Consider the following 14604-nt stretch of genomic DNA (forward strand, 5'->3'; position numbering starts at 1 on the left):
GACTCAGCTCCCCGCCCGGACGGTGACATGGAGGTGGTCGGCGTGCGAGCCCGTGATGCTGTCGGGGTCGTGCATGCCGCCGCCGTCGTAGGGACGCCAGCCCTCGGCATCGCGGGCCAGGGACCAGATGAGGCCGTCCCAGATCAGGTACTCCACGCCCAGGGTCTGGGCGTGGTCCTGCATCCAGTTCGTCACCTCCCACCCGAGTTCGCGCTGCTCCGGGGTGGGGTGTTCGCCGATGGCGTTGCCGAACGTCCCGTCACAGGCGCGCCCGAGGGGGTGCTCGGAGACGGTGCCGGGCCGGGGTGAGTAACAGGCCCAGCTCGTGTCGGGGAACGCGGCGATGGTCTGGGTGTAGAGGTGCAGCATCCGCGCGGTGATCTGCCCATCCGAGGTCGGATCGTCGACCAGGCGGTCGGGTTCGCCGTCGAGGGGGTCCGGGTCACCGCCGGGTGTGCCGTTGCTGGTGTCGCAGTCGCCGTTGGGCGCTCCGGTTTCGGGTTCGGGGAGGTCGGCGGCGTTGTGGGCATTCAGCCAGGCGGCGGGGTCGGTGTGCTCACCGTTCGTGCCGCCGAGGCGGACCTCGAAATGCAGATGCGGCCCCGTGCTGTTGCCGGAGCTGCCGGTGTCGCCGATGTGCTGACCAGCCGTCACGGTGTCACCGGGGGCGACGTGGATGCCGTGTTCCCACATGTGCGCATACGCCGTGGCCACCGTGTCGCCGTCGATGGTGTGTTCGATGACGATGAGGCCGCCGTAGCCGCCGGAGAACTCCGCCACCGTCACGGTCCCGTCCGCGGCAGCCAGGAGGGGTGTGCCGTCGGGTGCGGCGAAGTCGGTGCCGGTGTGGAAGGAGTCCTCGCCAGTGATCGGATGCACTCGCGGGCCGTACTCGCTGGTGAGCACCCAGGTGCCCTCGGGCATCGGGAACACCACCCGCGACGTGGATGCCGTTGTCGTCTGGGCAGCCGGGACCACAGCATCGCCGGCGGACGCGTCCGTGCCGGACGCTGTGGTGGTGAGGGTGGACAGGATGGTCTCAGCGACCGGCTCGTAGTTGCGATACCGGTCCGGATACGCGCTGACCTCGACGGCTTGGGCGGCCTCGCCCTTGTCCATCTCCTCCCACCCGGGAATGTCCAACAGTCCCCGAGGTGAGGGGTGGTTGGGTCCGGTGGGGCCGCCGAAGAACGCCTGCGCTTGGTAGACGGGGTCCATCAGCTCCGCGACCGTGCCCCAGCCGGACTGCGGCCGCATCTGAAACAAGCCCAGGGAGTCGTGGTCGGAGCCGTCGCCGTCATTGGGATAGTCCGCGGACTCGGGGTAGGCGCTGGTGTTGGACAGCATCCGCAGCGTGGACTCGGTCAGTGCCGCCATGAGCGCGATCACCAGCCCATCGCGGGTGATCCCGTCGATGCTGCTGCCGCTCTCGATGATCGTCGCGGCATGGGTGAGCTGGGTCCGGTTCAGCGTGAACGTCTCACCGTTCGCGGTGGTGACCTCCAGTTCGTCGGGGACGTCCCCGACGGTGACGTTCGAGCCGCCGGGGATGGTGCAGGAGCCGGTGGCCGTCAGGGCGGGGTTCATCACCACCCCGATCCCGATCAGCACCAGCGACGGCGCGAGGAAGACCAGTGCGAGGGCGGCGATGGCGAGCTTCTTCAACACAACGCGTCACCGACCTATCGGAGGGGGTTGTCGAGCTGGGACAGCCGCAGCAGATGACAGGTCTCATAGGTCGGGCCGCAGACCACGAACACCGTGAACGCCACCGCGTGCTCGGAGGTCACCTGCTCGTCGTTCCACAGCCCGGTGCGGTGGCGGGTGCCCTCGATCGTGACCGCGACCGTGCCCTCGCCAAGCTGACCAGGCTGGGCCTGCTCTACCGCGGCCGCCCACGCGTCGGGGACGAACGCGTTGTCGATAGTGATGTGCTGGGCGGTGGCGTACTGCCGCAGCTCCAGCCAGGCATCCCGGCTCGGGAGGTAGGAGGCGATGTCCGAGGCGAGCCCCGCCTGCTCTTGGCCGGTGGGGTCGCCGACATCGAGGACCACGCTGGTGTAGTCCAGGGGCATGAACCCGCTGGCGGTGTCCCACTCGAACAGCACGGTGGCGACGTTGCGGGCGAAGGTCTGCGGATCGTCCGACGCCCGCACCGCCGGCAGCCGCGGCGTGGTCGTGGGCACCGGATCGGACGGCGCGGTGACACTCGGCTCAGGGCTGCCGCCGTCATCGTCCCGGCCCGGGCTGGGTGGTCCGACCAGCAGGCCGTAAACGCCGACACCGGCCAGCACGAGGACGATGACCGCCGCGGTGAGGGCGGCGATGAGTCGGCGGCGGGTACGAGGTTCGGAGAGGTCGGGAGTCTTCATACCCACCAGGTGCACTCCCACCACCAACCGAGGCAGGTCAAGGGTGGCCGTCAGAGGGCGCGCAGATGCACGCGGGCCGGCACCGGCTCATCGTCAGCAGTGTCGCGGTCGCGCAGGGCGCGCAGTTCCTCGGCGAAGCGGCTGGTTCCCTCGACGGTGGTCAGAAACAACTCGATCTGCTCATCGCTCAGCTCAGCGGCGAGATGTTCGACGTCGTAGTGCCTCCACCACCCGTCCAGCTCGCCCCAGGTGAGCACGAATGCCCGCACCGGGTACTGGGCGGGCTCGCCGTCGTCGGTGACCGGTCGGGGCCGGAGCGGGCGCTTACCGGTCTTCGTCTGCTTGGCGCGGGCGAGGGCGTCGGCGGCGAGCTGATGCAGGTCGGTCTCACGTTCGGCCTGCGCGCTCTGGCCGGCGGCGCGGATCGCCTCAAAGATCGGATGCACCGGAGCCCCGGCGTCGATGCGCTCCAGCTCAGCGCTCACCTGTGCCCGGAGCGCGGCGGGCTGGGCAGGGTCTTCGGCGATCTTCTGGAGGTAGCCGATCTTCTCCAACGTCGTGTGCGAGGCACCACCGGGGATCATCGCTGCCGCCTGTTGACGTGCCTCGCCCAACGCTCCTGACGGTCCCGCAAAATTTGCGGGACCGTCAGCGCCGGGTTGATTCTGGGCACTGAACTGGGTCGCTGCCTTCCTGCGGTCGGCGTCCTCGGCCATCAGCGTCTTCAGCTCCCGATACAGAGCGGCCGCCTCGATCTGAGTCAGCGGCTTGTGGAGCACGTTGTCGTCCTGCTCGGCCAGCAGGTGCCCGAGGCGGTCGGAGATGCCCGAGCGGACCCAGACGTTGACCTTGCGCCAGCCGAGCTTCTTGATCGCCGCCAACCGGCGCGCCCCGCACACCAGCACTCCGTCGGGGGTGATGGTGATGGGCTGCAACAGCCCGTCCCGGCCGATCGAGGCGGCGAGTTCGTCGATGTTGCCGAACGCGGTCCGGTGTCGGCGCCCGACCCGGATCGAGTCGACGGTGCGTTCCAGCTCGATGTACCCGGCCGGTGCGGTCACGACCGACCACCACCAGAATCGTCGGGGTCCTCATGGGTGCCGGGTGCGGCCAGGGAGATGGTCAGGATGAGGTCGTCATCGCGCAGCAGCACCGGCAGGGTCTCGCCGATCAGCAGCCGCAACAGCACACCCCGCCCCGCGGTCGTAGCGGCGTAGGCGGGGTGCGGGTTGCCCAACAAGGCGCGCAGCAGCGCCGTCCACGAGGAACGCGGTACGTCCAGCAGTGCGCGGGCGTGCTTGTCCCGCCGCAACGCCTCGTAGGCGGCTTGGCGGGTGCCGGTCTTGGTCAACGCGACGCAGACATGCTCGACCCCGGCCCGGGCGGTCGCCGGGTCCCAGCCCAGCAGCGTGAACAGCGCGATGGCGTCCTCGGCCGCCGACCCAGCGGACATGCACGCCCGATCCGAACCGCGCCCACCATCATCGGAGCCCGCCCCGCCAGCGTCCGTCTCCGCGTCGCCGGTGGCGTGGTAGTGGGGGTCGGTGATCTGGAAGGCCGGGTGATAGTCCATCAACGCGTTCTCCCGGTCGGAGAACCGCTCCGGATCGTGGAACGCCGAGACGTGCGGACGACGAGCCTGATGCACCGAGCAGAGCAGGCCTTGGGCGCGTTCTTCGAAGATGCAGGTGATCCGCACCGCGTGCGTGATCACCGCCCAGGGGTCGCGTGCTTCGCGGGCGGCGCGGGTGATCATCACCTTGAACGCCGCGCTGGCGGCTTCCCACGGGTCGAGGCCGTGCTTGCGGGCGAGGGGTTCGTACTTGGTCGCGGTGTGGGCCATCAGCTCCGCGGCCGTCGGATCATGGCTCCACGAGCCTGGCCCGGCGTCGTGGAGCCGGTGCAGCAGGGTGCGGAGCCCGTTGCTGGTGGCGAAGTCCTCCCCGGTTGTGCCGCCGGGAGTGTGTCGGTTGGTGGTCGTGGTCATGGTCATGGTCTGGCACCTCCTGACAGAGAGGTGCGCGCACGTCCCCACACCACCGGCAGCGTCGGCGACGTTGTGGTGGGGGCGCGCATCTCAGGTCACCCCAGCCCGATCCCCGAACGAGACACCCACGACTGATGCCGACTGCTACGGCCGAACTCCGAAACATCGGGCAGCCGCCGCGCCCGCTCACTGATGGCTTTGCCAGCCTTGCCGAGACCGCGGCCGCTGGCGCGCGTGACGTGGCTGGTGAGCTTGCGGGTGCGGCGGGCGAGTTCGACCTCGAAGTCGATACCCCGCCCCGCCACCGCCGCGGACTGGCGGGCGAGCAGGTCGGTGGGCCGCATCCACTCCACACTCCGCGCCCGCCGCGCGCTATCCGCGATCGTGGCCTTGTCGGGACGGTTGCGTTGGGCGACCTTGGCGGCCTGCACCGCCTCCGGCGTCCCCGCCTTCTCCGGCTCCTCCGGGACCGAGTGGTCCTTGGTCGGCTCGGGTGCGTTCTGCCGGCGCTCATGCTGGTGGCGGGCCTGGTCTGTGGTATTCATGGTGTCTTCGCCTCCTCGACGGTCTGCTTGTCGGGAAGGTGCGCGGACGTGAACCAGCGGCCGACCGTGGACGGGTGCACGCCGAGGTCGCGGGCGATGCGCTTGTTCGACCACCCCTGCTCACGCAGCCTCGCGGCACGCTCACGCCGATCCGAGCTCGTGGCGCCGGCCCGCAGGCGTGAGTTGACCCCCTGCGGTGGCGGTGGCGGGGCAACTGGCGCGCTGTCCCCATCTGCGGCACTCTCCGCCGGGGCTTCGACGGGCACAGGCGACTGCGTCGGATGCTCCACGGGCGCGAGCTGCTCGCGGTCGACTGCGCCCGTGTCGAGTTCAGCGGCTGTTGGGAGTGGTCGGGTGAGGATCACGGTCAGGTGGGTGATCGCCAGCAGCACCACCGGCGGCACCGCCGCCACTGCGGCGGCCAGCACGCCCGGTACGTCGGCGTCGGCGGCGACCACGGCGTGGAGGGCGTTGGCGGTCACCGAGACCGCGGCGCCGCCGATCAGCAGCACCCACGGATACCACGCCGTCTTCTGGCCGGCGAGTGCGACGACGGCGACGGTGGCGACCACGATGATGCCATCCACAATCAGCGGCCACGCCCACGCCTGCCCGGCACCGATCCCGGACCTGGCGGCGAGGTCTGCCAACGCGGTGAAGGACAGCCAGAAGGCGCCGGCGGCGATGAACACCGTCCCGGACACCGCCGTCACCACCGCCCAGCGGCGACCCGCCGCCCTGCTCGCGACCGTGCTGCTCGTGATCGGGGTGGTCATCACAGCCCCCGCACCCTCGACGACCCCGCCGACGGGCGGGTGCTGGTGTTGCGGTCGAACCAGCCGTCCGCGGCCAGCGGCGGCTCACCCCGCGCCGGCGACGACCCATCGTGTGCGCCGCGCCGGGCGGGGGTGGGGTGGACGGTGCGGTAGGCGGAGCGGACCGTGGCGGTGATCTCGCGCTCGGCGAGCCCGGCGTGACCGGCGGCCGCGGTCAGCACATCGAGCGCCTCCGACGCAGGTAGCCCGTTCTCCGCGAGCCGGCACGCCGCCCAGAACAGTCCACGGTTCCGCTCGCCCTCATCACGGGCAGCGACCCACGCTGTCAGCCGCGATACATCGGCACCCCGATCCAGACCCGCGGGCGCGGGGCGCGGTGTGGGGCGGGGGTCGAGGAAGTCCCGCAGCCCTCCCGCATCCAGCGTGCTGCTGGCGGGGCCGGTGTTGATCGTTTCCACTTCGTAGGCGACTGTGGTGCCCTCGATGGAGCGGACCGAGGGCGGGACGACGATGTAGCCACCGTCGCCGCGGAAGTCGATCCCAGCACGTGCCGCCTGCCACGACCGCTGCTCCGTGCCGGGCGTGGCCGGGTAGTAGGCGTGCATCCCGCCCGTGGGAGTGCGCACCAGCAGCTCCCACCCCTCCACCAGCCCGGCACGGGCGGCGCGATCGAAACGGGTCCGCCCATCGACCGGGCCGTGCACGTCGACATCCACCACGACCGCGCCCGAGGCGGCGCCGGTCGGAACCCCGATGTTCGCGCCCGGCGACTGCCGCCACCACGCCTCGATCTGATCCAGGTCCGTGGTGGCGTCGTGGAACCCGTGTCCGGTGGCCGGACGCTTCCCCCACGGTGCGCAGGGGAAGACCGGCACCCCCGCACGGGCGAACTCCCGCGCGGCGGCCGACAGCGGCCACGCCGCGTTCATCCGCAGCAGCACCGAGGAAACGACTCCGTGCTCGATCATCACAGCCCCCGCCCCACGACCGCCGACACCGCGGCGGGTCGCGCGGCCGGCTCAAGCGATGGAGCCGTCCGCCGCGGCGAAGCCGGCTCCGGCACCGGCGATGCCTGCGCGGCTGCGTCGCGGCGGGTCGCGTCTCGGTCCAGACCCGGCGGGGTGCCGTCACCGACCTGCGTCGTGTCGAGCTGGTCCAGGATCGTCAGCGCGGTCTTGCGGACCCGCTCCCCGGTCGCCTTGACCACCTCCACCGGCTCCTTGCCATCAACCCGTGCCGCCCATGTGGAGACGTACGGGATCGTGTAACCGCTGGTGTCCATCCCGTGCGCGGCGCCGACCATCAGCGCGACGGACTCGGCTTCGACCTCCCCGATGCCGCGATGCTGCCGCGCCTCGTCCTGATCGGGGCCGTGGAGGAGGACGTGGCCGAGTTCGTGGGCGAGGGTCTTGACCTGCGCGGCCGGGTCCATGTTCTCCCGCACCGCGACCGTGTTCGCGGTGTAGTCGGTCATGCCGTTGGCGCCGTGGATCATGCCCTCGTGCGGCACTCGCAGCACCGTGAACCCGGCTGCCTCGACCTGCGCCGCCAGCCCGTCCCACAGCCCTGCCGGGGCCTGGCCTTCCAGCAGCTTCGGTGCCGGTGGTTCGGGGATGGGGTCGCCGGCGGTCTGGGAGGCGTCCCACACATAGGCGGGCCGGACGCCGACCATCCGCGTGCGCACGACCTCACCGGCACGAGGCTTCTCGCCCTTGCCCAGGCGCCGCCACGACTCAGCATCCGCCGGGGTGGCGGTGGCGAAACGTCCGGTGACCGGCGCGAGAATCTGATACCCCGACTGGCCCTTCTGCACCTGCCTACCCAGGCCCTGCCACTGCCGATACCCGGCCACATACGACGGGAACGGCTCGGGCACCAGCCCAGCCTCGTAAGCACCTTGGTGCTGCTCCCAGATCAGCAGCGTGTTGGAAAACGATCTTGCCCTGAACCGTGCCGCGAACGCGAGCGCCCGCGCCCAGTCCTCATCGGAGACGAGCTGTTCGACCGCACCGGTCAGACGCTCGTGCAGCTCGTCGAGCTTCGCCTCCCGCGCGGCTTTGGCCTGCTCCCGTGTTGTCGCCATCGTCGTGTCCTCCGATACCCTGAGCACCGGGCCGAACCAGGCCCCGGTGACCACCAGGTGCGCCGGGATCACCAGCAATGACGAGACGGACAACGGATGACGTGACCGTCAGGCGTGTGGCGAACCCGACGAGTCCGTACCGGACTATCAGCCCCTCAGCGGTCTCGGGCGCCGAGGCCGGCGATGATGCGGATACCTGTATCGGCGTTGCGGCGATCTGTATCGCCCGCGCCTTCTCAGGCGGCAGTCTTCTGTCGGCTCAGTTCGCGGTAGCGGGCCGGGGTGACGCCCACGGCTTGGCGGAACATCCGAGCAGCGTGACCTCGGCTGTACCAGCCGACCCGTCGCATCGCCTCCTCGATCGGCAGGTCGGTCTCACGCAACAACCGGGCGAGCTGCTCCGCGCGGATGGTCACCAGGTACGTCATCGGGGTCTTGCCGTAAGCGTCGACGAAGACCCGGCCGAGCTGCGAAGGCGACAAGTGCACCGCCTCGGCCAGACCCTGGAGTGTCCACCGCCCGGCTGGATCAGCACGCAGCAACTCGACGGCTTCTCGCGCCTCTTCCCGCAGGGGCACGAACTTACGGTGGCGCGGGCTACTCGGGTGCGCCGTCCTGCGCTGGGTCGGCGAGCGGCGCACCGCGGTGGTCTTCACGTAGGGCGCGATCACGTCCAGGACCGCGAACAGCAGCGCTTGCATCCGGTAGAACCGTTCCGGTGATGGTCCGTCCAGGCTCAGAGCCACCAGTTCATCCAGCCAGGGCATGAGCATCCCAGCACGTTCCTCGCCGAGGCGGAGAATCTGCGCCGGGTCGGAGTACAGTTCAGCGGTGAAGTCTTGGGCGTCGAGCCTGTCGGTCAAGAGCCCTGCGTGCTGCCAGAACACCTGATCGGTCACATAGTCCCGATCCAGATAGAGCGTTGTGACGGTGATCGACCCCTCGGGCTCGCTCCCGCACAGCGTGTTCGCAGCCAGTGCGATCACATCACCGACTTTGACGTGGCGCTCGCCGAACTCGCTGAGCAGGATCGACGAACCGTACCGGACGAAGATGAGCTTCACGCAGTCGTAGGCGACTGGTGGCCGCGCCGACGAAACGGTGGTGGAGCGTGCCACGATGGGCGCAAACGTGGCCTCATCGAGCGCTGACCGCTCTGGGCACCGTTGCAGTGGTTCGCCGTCGTTCACGATCTCGGCCCCGGCTGACTGTTCCCCGGCTGGTCCGGCCTGTGCCCGAAGCTGCTAGCGCGCCTCACGGTCCCAGCTCGTGGTGGTACCGAAGCGCCGGTCATCGAGGATCGACCAACTGGCTATCGAGCTACTGGTGCCGGCCCGCCGCGGCGCGAGAGCATTGACACGGTGCGCCACAGGAGGACGGTGAGAATCACCAGGACCGCACTGATGAAGACCGGGCCGCGCACGCCGATGGCTTCGATAGCGAGGCGGTCGGTGATGGGTCCGACGACGGCACCGACGTTCAACGCAACGGTGGCGAAGGCGCCGCCCACGGCTGCAGCGGCTAGGACCGGTGGGCCGACGACCATCCTCAAAGCAACACCGGGCTGTGCGGAGTCGAGGGCGCAGACATGCCCTGAGTTCAGGGCCAATCTGTCGAGTCTTGGGGTGAGAGATTCTGGCCATGGGCCACGACGAAGGTCACGGGGATTGATGTGCCGTTCTGGATCAGTGGCTTGAGACCTTCGAAGTGCCGTCGGAAGCGATCCGTCTGCGCCCAGTTCTCCTTAGCCTCTGCGGATCGGAAGCGGGTGAGGACGATCAGGCTGGTGTCGTCGTCTGAGCGATAGACCTCGTTGCCCAGCCAGCCGTGCGCGGTGGCCTCTGCTCTCATGTCCTCCATTTCGGCTATCTGGAAGACAGTCAGTGCGTCGATGCCGCCTTCAACAGCGGTGAACGTGTTGATCGAGATGGATGGACTCTGGTGCCGCTGATCGGTCATGGGGAAGCTCCTCTGTGAATGCTCGGATCGCGGCAATAGCGCCGCGCTCAGTTGGGAAACGGATGGTGGGCGCGGGCGTCGGTAAGCAGGTCGGCCCACCAAGCCAGTTCCGCCAGGGCACCTTCCAGCGCCTTGGCCACGGTCTCGCTCGGTGCAAAGCGCTCGGCATCGTCTACGGCCTCCCACGGGGCGGGCAGTCCGAGACAGCGGCGGGTGGTGACCATGTTCAGTTCGGCCAGCACTCCGCGTAGATGCTCAATCGCCGAGTATCCGCCGTGTACGCCGTAGGCGACGATGGTGGCGGGCTTCAACTTCCACTGGGTGTAGTGCCAGTCGATCAGCCGCTTCAGCGACGCCGGGTAGGAGTGGTTGTACTCCGGGGTGACGAAGACGAATGCAGCAGCCGCCTCGATCCGCTCGCCTACCTCTGTCGCTGGTCCGCCGCCTGGGGAGAGCAGGTTGTCATCGGGCAGTGCGATCTGAGCCAGGTCGATCAGATCGACCTCGATGCCGTGATTCTCGGCCAGGGAGGTCAGCACCCAGTCGGCGATGCTCGGACTCATACGGTCGTCGCGAATGCTGGAAGAGATGACCGCGATCCGGCTCTGAGCGGGTGCGGGAGCAGTTTGTTGCTCGGTGGGCTGTGGTCTCGGTGATGTCATATTTCTCCAGACTGAGGGTTGAACATATGTTGAAGTCAAGGGCGGTCGTTGAACCGCGAGTGGGATGAACGACTAGCCATCGGCAGACCGTTCGCCAGCGTTCGCTGGCGCTGGTGAGGGAGGTTGTCCGTCTTTCAGAGACCTGCCCCTGCTGGTCATCATCACGACGCAGGCCAGCGCCAGGAGCAGGACGGCGGCACCGGCGGTGATGGTGGACTGTCCAGCGTTGAAAGCCGACTGCGCCGCCTCCAATAGCGTGTTCCCGACCGTTTCGGGAAGGGTGTCGGCAGTTGTGACGGCGTTCTGGAGTGACTGCCCGGCTTGCTCGGCATCGCTGGCACTTAGCTCTGACGGAAGCGAGAGTCCGTTGCGGTAGACCACCGAGGCGGCAGTGCCGAGGACAGCGATGCTCAGCGCTGCGCCGAGTTCGGAACTGGTCTCCGAGAGCGCCGAAGCCGACCCCGCGTGATCGGGCGGCGCGGCAGCGACGGTGAGGTCAGTGGCCAGGGAGAGAAACGCGGTCACGCCAACGCTCAGTGCGACACCGCTCAGCAGCACCAAGACGAGTGACTGCGTGGGGGTGGCCAAGGCGATACCGAATAGGCCAAGGCTTGCGGCACCCAGCCCGAGGACGATGACGCGCGGTTTCGATAGCCGGGTGATGAGGACGCTGGCCAGGATCGCGCCGCCGATGCCGAACACGGCCATCGGGATCATCGCCAGTGATGCGAGCAGCGGAGAGAGGCCGAGTACGAGTTGCAGGTACTGGGCCAGCGACATGTTCGGCCCGGTGAGGGCGAACATTCCGACCGCGACGATCAGCAGTCCGAGCCTGACGCCGGGCACGCGGATCAGGTCGCGGTCGATCAGGGGATGCCGTGCGCGGCGCTGATGCCACACGAACCCGACACCCGCTGCCAGCGTGAGAGCGAGCAGCAGCCACTCGGTCACACCCCAGCCGCCGGAGGTTGCTTGCTTCAGCAACGCCATCGCCGAGACGACCAACGCGAGACCGATCAGAGCACCGACGAGGGGCAACGGCGCAGAGGCCTCGGCGCGAGACTCCGCCACCCACAGCCGCAACCCGAGCAGCAGGAGCACCACGACGGGGGCATTGATGATGAACACCGACCCCCAGGGGAAGAACTCAAGCAGTCCGCCTGCGACCACCGGCCCCAGCGCACCGCCCGCCGCGAACGCTGCCGTCCACAGGCCGATGGCTCTAGCACGCTGCTGCTCGTCGGTGAACGTCGTGCGGATGAGTGCGAGCGTCGAGGGCATCAGCGTGGCACCGCCGACTCCCATCATCGCGCGAGCGAAGATCAGCCACCCGGCTGAGGTCGAAAACGCGGCAGCCAACGATGCGAGCCCGAACAGCACCGCCCCGATCACGAGCAGGCGGCGGCGTCCGATGCGATCCCCGAGCCTGCCCGCCGGGATCAAGAGTGCAGCCAGGACGAACCCGTAGGCGTCCATGATCCACAGCAGTTGTGAACCCGACGGGCGCAACTGCTCACTCAGCGACGGCACCGCGAGATAGAGCACCGTGAGATCCATCGACACCACCACTACCGGCAGCAGCAACGTGGTCAGGGCCAGACGCTGGCGCGGATTCATCTTCATACCCACGACGCTAGAACTTGAACATTGGTTGAAGTCAAGCCATGCTGGAACCATGACCACCATCGAGACTCACGCCCCCGAGTTGCTGACGGTCGGCGAGGCGGCTGAGCTCAGCGGCACCGCAACCTCAGCGATCAGGTTCTACGAGCGGCAAGGACTGATCGAGTCACAGCGCACCTCCGGCAACCAGCGCCGCTACCAGCCCTGGGTTCCCTGCGTGGTTCGCGTGGCCCGAGTGGCCCAGCGCGTTGGGTTGTCCGTGCAGGAGATCGCCAAGGTGCTGGAGGATGTTCCGGATGAGCCGACACCCGAGGACTGGCAGCGACTGACCGACCACCTCATCGCTGACGCCGAACGCCGGATCGCCGAACTCCACGCCGTGCTCGCAGACCTGAAATCCGAGACCAAGCGCTGCGACCTTCCCGGTCGCTGAGTCCTGACTTCCACATTCGCACCCGGGCCCCTACGGCAACGCTTCCTTAGTGGTGCCCGCGCTTCTTCCAACCACTTCTAGCCAACTGAATAGATAGATGCACGAACGCACCCTGTCCGCACCCTTCGCGCTCCTCGCCGCCGCACGCGGGACCAGCCCGATCGGCCTGGGCGCCGGGGTGATCCCGCTCGCCGGCGAAGACCCCGGCAAGCTCGCCGAGTAAGCCGCCACCGCCGACCTACTCAGCGGCGGACGACTCAGGCTCGGCGTCTCCTCCGGCGCCAGCCCTGCAACGCGATACCCCGTGAACACGTCTGGCTGCGCCTCACCGCCGTGCGCTCCGCTCGGCGGCGAACCCATCGACCTACCCCCAGAAGTCCTGAACCCCGGTGGACCCCACCAAGTGCTCCGTGCCCTACCCGCCAGCCCCGGACTGAGCCCTCTCCCAGTTGCCACGGGGCGGGTTCCACCTGGCGAAGGATCGCACTTGCATCGTCGCCGGGGCTGCGGTGGTGGGGTTGCATCGGGAATCGGTTGCGCCTCCGGGAAGGTTGCGGACTGCCGGTGCGAAGAGCAGACCACGACCGTTCTCGATCACCACGAACTCCGGGGGCAAGGCCTCGATTGCGGCCCCATGTGCGACCAGAACCCCGAGTGAGTGCTGGGCGCGAGGTCGGCCTGCTTGCCGGCAGTGGATACGTTCTGTCAGGGGAATCCTTCGCAGGGGATCTCCACCGGTTCGACGGCGTTTCAGTCGATGGTGGTGACGGCACCTAGGTTCGGCGCGTCGGGCCAGTAGTGGGCGAAGACCCGGGTGAGGGCTAATCGATCTCGAAGAACCAGATCGTCTCAGCGTCGAAGACGTGCTCGACGGCGAAGTCGAGGCCGCCGTATCCGGAAAACAGCGACCCGACCCGCAGACGACAGCCCTCGGGTGGAACCGAGTGGTTGCGCATGAGGGCTCCGGCGGTTCGGTGATCCCGGACCCGAACCCCTCGCGGACCCCTTCGCCGGGCTGATCACCTGCCAGGTGCGCGACCCCGATCAACGGCCGCCGATGCCTCGCTGACAACACGACCAGGCACGCCCACTCCCGGCCGTCGGCCCGACCCCGATCCGTCTCTCGCTCAGCCCACCATCGGAACTGCCACGCGTCTTGCAGGTCGAGGTAGATCGAGCCGCTACGGTACGGCCAGCCGCGTCACGGAACGACGAGCAGACCCGCGACTGCCACAAGTTCGTCGTGTAGCACGGCGATTCTCGGGCGGGTGCTGCTGATTGAAAGAAGATAGCGCCGCCATCCGTCCACGCTGAGCCGACGATCTCCAGTCACTCGAAGGCCTAAAGGCACTGTGCTCTTCCGTAGCTCATCGTTCGCTCGCTTGAGTGCGGACTCAGACTGGTGTGCGAGCGCGTTGCGAATGAGTCGGGTGGCGAGCACGGGTTTGAACTGAAACGAGGAGATTCCACCCAGTGCCGTCCGGTAAGGGTCGGCGAGCCACCGCCGAGCGAACTTATCGAGATCGCCGTGTTCACGAATCACGATGTTGTTCTCCTGCGGGTCCAATAGCTGGCGAACCAGATTCAGGCTGAAGTGAGACTGCGTGATGAGGGTCGCTGCAAGATGTGAGCTAGGGACACGAAGCTCCTCCTCCGCGTGCTCTTGCAAGCGGGTTGCGAGTTGCCTCACGGCCTGCGACGCATCCTTGTTCACTGCGGCGACCAACCAGCGTGAGAGGAACGACTCCCACGAGACAGCTAGCGAGAGGAAGGCGTCAGAGGCTGCTCGACGGCGGAGGCTAAGCGACTGCGACGCAAGCGCTGCGTCGATCGTCTCCCAGTCCGCGAGTGCGTCGGCCGTCGCCGTGGTGAAGGCCGCAGCTACATCGTTGGGCGACGCTTTTCTCATGCTGTGACTCTATCGATGTGACCGGCGTTGGCATGTGGGCGAGCGCGCACCTCGCAGCGTGACGGTTTCGATGCGGGTGATGAGTGCCGGCGATGGCTACAAGTACCTGCTGCGCACGGTGGCCGCCGCTGATGGGGACCGTTCGCTGTCGACGCCGCTGACGAGGTACTACGTGGAGGCGGGCACCCCGTAGGGGAGCAAAAGTAGTCGCGTCGCGCTCCGCGTGATTGCTGGTTTCAGGTTACCCCGTGTGCG

17 protein-coding genes are annotated in these 14604 nt (G+C 68.3%); 2 read left to right on the top strand and 15 right to left on the bottom strand.

Features of this window, described 5'->3' with window-relative positions:
* Nucleotides 1–3 precede the first annotated feature (3 nt).
* From CRM73_RS03475 to CRM73_RS03535, 13 genes are all read right to left on the bottom strand, one after another.
* On the bottom strand, nucleotides 4–1668 hold the full coding sequence (locus tag CRM73_RS03475; protein ID WP_229586859.1) for a M23 family metallopeptidase: 1665 nt from the start codon (nucleotides 1666–1668) through the stop codon (nucleotides 4–6).
* Nucleotides 1669–1682: 14 nt separating this feature from the next.
* On the bottom strand, nucleotides 1683–2372 hold the full coding sequence (locus CRM73_RS03480; RefSeq protein WP_188550667.1) for a hypothetical protein: 690 nt from the start codon (nucleotides 2370–2372) through the stop codon (nucleotides 1683–1685).
* Nucleotides 2373–2422: 50 nt separating this feature from the next.
* Entirely contained in the window at nucleotides 2423–3433 is a 1011-nt protein-coding gene (locus CRM73_RS03485) for a ParB N-terminal domain-containing protein (RefSeq protein ID WP_188550666.1), read from the bottom strand.
* Complete coding sequence (locus CRM73_RS03490; RefSeq protein ID WP_229586860.1) at nucleotides 3430–4365, bottom strand: hypothetical protein; 936 nt, start codon at nucleotides 4363–4365, stop codon at nucleotides 3430–3432. Before CRM73_RS03490 ends, CRM73_RS03485 begins: the two co-directional genes overlap by 4 nt.
* An 89-nt stretch (nucleotides 4366–4454) precedes the next feature.
* Nucleotides 4455–4904: a hypothetical protein gene (locus CRM73_RS03495; RefSeq protein ID WP_229586861.1), complete on the bottom strand. Its 450-nt coding sequence runs from the start codon at nucleotides 4902–4904 to the stop codon at nucleotides 4455–4457.
* Complete coding sequence (locus CRM73_RS03500) at nucleotides 4901–5680, bottom strand: DUF2637 domain-containing protein (protein WP_188550663.1); 780 nt, start codon at nucleotides 5678–5680, stop codon at nucleotides 4901–4903. The genes CRM73_RS03495 and CRM73_RS03500 overlap by 4 nt, the downstream gene beginning before the upstream one ends.
* On the bottom strand, nucleotides 5680–6648 hold the full coding sequence (locus tag CRM73_RS03505; RefSeq protein ID WP_188550662.1) for a bifunctional DNA primase/polymerase: 969 nt from the start codon (nucleotides 6646–6648) through the stop codon (nucleotides 5680–5682). Before CRM73_RS03505 ends, CRM73_RS03500 begins: the two co-directional genes overlap by 1 nt.
* Nucleotides 6648–7763 carry an ArdC-like ssDNA-binding domain-containing protein gene (locus tag CRM73_RS03510; protein ID WP_188550741.1) on the bottom strand — a complete coding sequence of 372 codons (1116 nt, stop codon included), beginning with the start codon at nucleotides 7761–7763 and terminating at the stop codon, nucleotides 6648–6650. Before CRM73_RS03510 ends, CRM73_RS03505 begins: the two co-directional genes overlap by 1 nt.
* A gap of 236 nt (nucleotides 7764–7999) precedes the next feature.
* Nucleotides 8000–8827, bottom strand: coding sequence for a helix-turn-helix domain-containing protein (locus CRM73_RS03515; RefSeq protein WP_229586863.1), 828 nt, complete (start codon nucleotides 8825–8827; stop codon nucleotides 8000–8002).
* Between the two features lie 248 nt (nucleotides 8828–9075).
* Complete coding sequence (locus CRM73_RS03520; protein WP_229586864.1) at nucleotides 9076–9273, bottom strand: hypothetical protein; 198 nt, start codon at nucleotides 9271–9273, stop codon at nucleotides 9076–9078.
* 89 nt (nucleotides 9274–9362) lie between these two features.
* Nucleotides 9363–9722 carry a putative quinol monooxygenase gene (locus CRM73_RS03525; RefSeq protein ID WP_188550661.1) on the bottom strand — a complete coding sequence of 120 codons (360 nt, stop codon included), beginning with the start codon at nucleotides 9720–9722 and terminating at the stop codon, nucleotides 9363–9365.
* A gap of 47 nt (nucleotides 9723–9769) precedes the next feature.
* Nucleotides 9770–10384 carry an NADPH-dependent FMN reductase gene (locus tag CRM73_RS03530; protein WP_188550660.1) on the bottom strand — a complete coding sequence of 205 codons (615 nt, stop codon included), beginning with the start codon at nucleotides 10382–10384 and terminating at the stop codon, nucleotides 9770–9772.
* 72 nt (nucleotides 10385–10456) lie between these two features.
* Nucleotides 10457–12007 (bottom strand): MFS transporter, encoded by a 1551-nt coding sequence (locus CRM73_RS03535; protein ID WP_229586866.1) that lies wholly within the window; start codon nucleotides 12005–12007, stop codon nucleotides 10457–10459.
* A gap of 52 nt (nucleotides 12008–12059) precedes the next feature.
* Here CRM73_RS03535 and CRM73_RS03540 point away from each other — a divergent pair, with 52 nt between their 5' ends.
* The gene (locus CRM73_RS03540) at nucleotides 12060–12440 is read left to right on the top strand and encodes a MerR family DNA-binding transcriptional regulator (protein ID WP_188550658.1); all 381 of its coding nucleotides are present in this window, start codon (nucleotides 12060–12062) and stop codon (nucleotides 12438–12440) included.
* 97 nt (nucleotides 12441–12537) lie between these two features.
* Nucleotides 12538–12663: a hypothetical protein gene (locus tag CRM73_RS19670; RefSeq protein ID WP_255662369.1), complete on the top strand. Its 126-nt coding sequence runs from the start codon at nucleotides 12538–12540 to the stop codon at nucleotides 12661–12663.
* A gap of 598 nt (nucleotides 12664–13261) precedes the next feature.
* Here the strand turns inward: CRM73_RS19670 and CRM73_RS19675 are convergent.
* Both CRM73_RS19675 and CRM73_RS03545 read right to left on the bottom strand, forming a co-directional pair.
* Nucleotides 13262–13396, bottom strand: coding sequence for a hypothetical protein (locus tag CRM73_RS19675; RefSeq protein ID WP_255662370.1), 135 nt, complete (start codon nucleotides 13394–13396; stop codon nucleotides 13262–13264).
* Between the two features lie 245 nt (nucleotides 13397–13641).
* The gene (locus CRM73_RS03545; protein WP_188550657.1) at nucleotides 13642–14349 is read right to left on the bottom strand and encodes a hypothetical protein; all 708 of its coding nucleotides are present in this window, start codon (nucleotides 14347–14349) and stop codon (nucleotides 13642–13644) included.
* Between the last annotated feature and the right edge of the window lie 255 nt (nucleotides 14350–14604).

Origin of the sequence: Kocuria sp. CCUG 69068 (assembly GCF_020833785.1) — a bacterium.
Taxonomy (GTDB): Bacteria; Actinomycetota; Actinomycetes; order Actinomycetales; family Micrococcaceae; genus Kocuria; species Kocuria rosea.

Bases quoted from the DNA above. Each gene is read 5' to 3' on its own strand.
- CRM73_RS03480 (WP_188550667.1), bottom strand. From the start codon at position 2,372: ATGAAGACTCCCGACCTCTCCGAACCTCGTACCCGCCGCCGACTCATC.
- CRM73_RS03490 (WP_229586860.1), bottom strand. From the start codon at position 4,365: ATGACCATGACCACGACCACCAACCGACACACTCCCGGCGGCACAACC.
- CRM73_RS03495 (WP_229586861.1), bottom strand. From the start codon at position 4,904: ATGAATACCACAGACCAGGCCCGCCACCAGCATGAGCGCCGGCAGAAC.
- CRM73_RS03500 (WP_188550663.1), bottom strand. From the start codon at position 5,680: ATGACCACCCCGATCACGAGCAGCACGGTCGCGAGCAGGGCGGCGGGT.
- CRM73_RS03505 (WP_188550662.1), bottom strand. From the start codon at position 6,648: ATGATCGAGCACGGAGTCGTTTCCTCGGTGCTGCTGCGGATGAACGCG.
- CRM73_RS03510 (WP_188550741.1), bottom strand. From the start codon at position 7,763: ATGGCGACAACACGGGAGCAGGCCAAAGCCGCGCGGGAGGCGAAGCTC.
- CRM73_RS03525 (WP_188550661.1), bottom strand. From the start codon at position 9,722: ATGACCGATCAGCGGCACCAGAGTCCATCCATCTCGATCAACACGTTC.
- CRM73_RS03530 (WP_188550660.1), bottom strand. From the start codon at position 10,384: ATGACATCACCGAGACCACAGCCCACCGAGCAACAAACTGCTCCCGCA.
- CRM73_RS03535 (WP_229586866.1), bottom strand. From the start codon at position 12,007: ATGAAGATGAATCCGCGCCAGCGTCTGGCCCTGACCACGTTGCTGCTG.
- CRM73_RS03540 (WP_188550658.1), top strand. From the start codon at position 12,060: ATGACCACCATCGAGACTCACGCCCCCGAGTTGCTGACGGTCGGCGAG.
- CRM73_RS19670 (WP_255662369.1), top strand. From the start codon at position 12,538: ATGCACGAACGCACCCTGTCCGCACCCTTCGCGCTCCTCGCCGCCGCA.
- CRM73_RS19675 (WP_255662370.1), bottom strand. From the start codon at position 13,396: ATGCGCAACCACTCGGTTCCACCCGAGGGCTGTCGTCTGCGGGTCGGG.
- CRM73_RS03545 (WP_188550657.1), bottom strand. From the start codon at position 14,349: ATGAGAAAAGCGTCGCCCAACGATGTAGCTGCGGCCTTCACCACGGCG.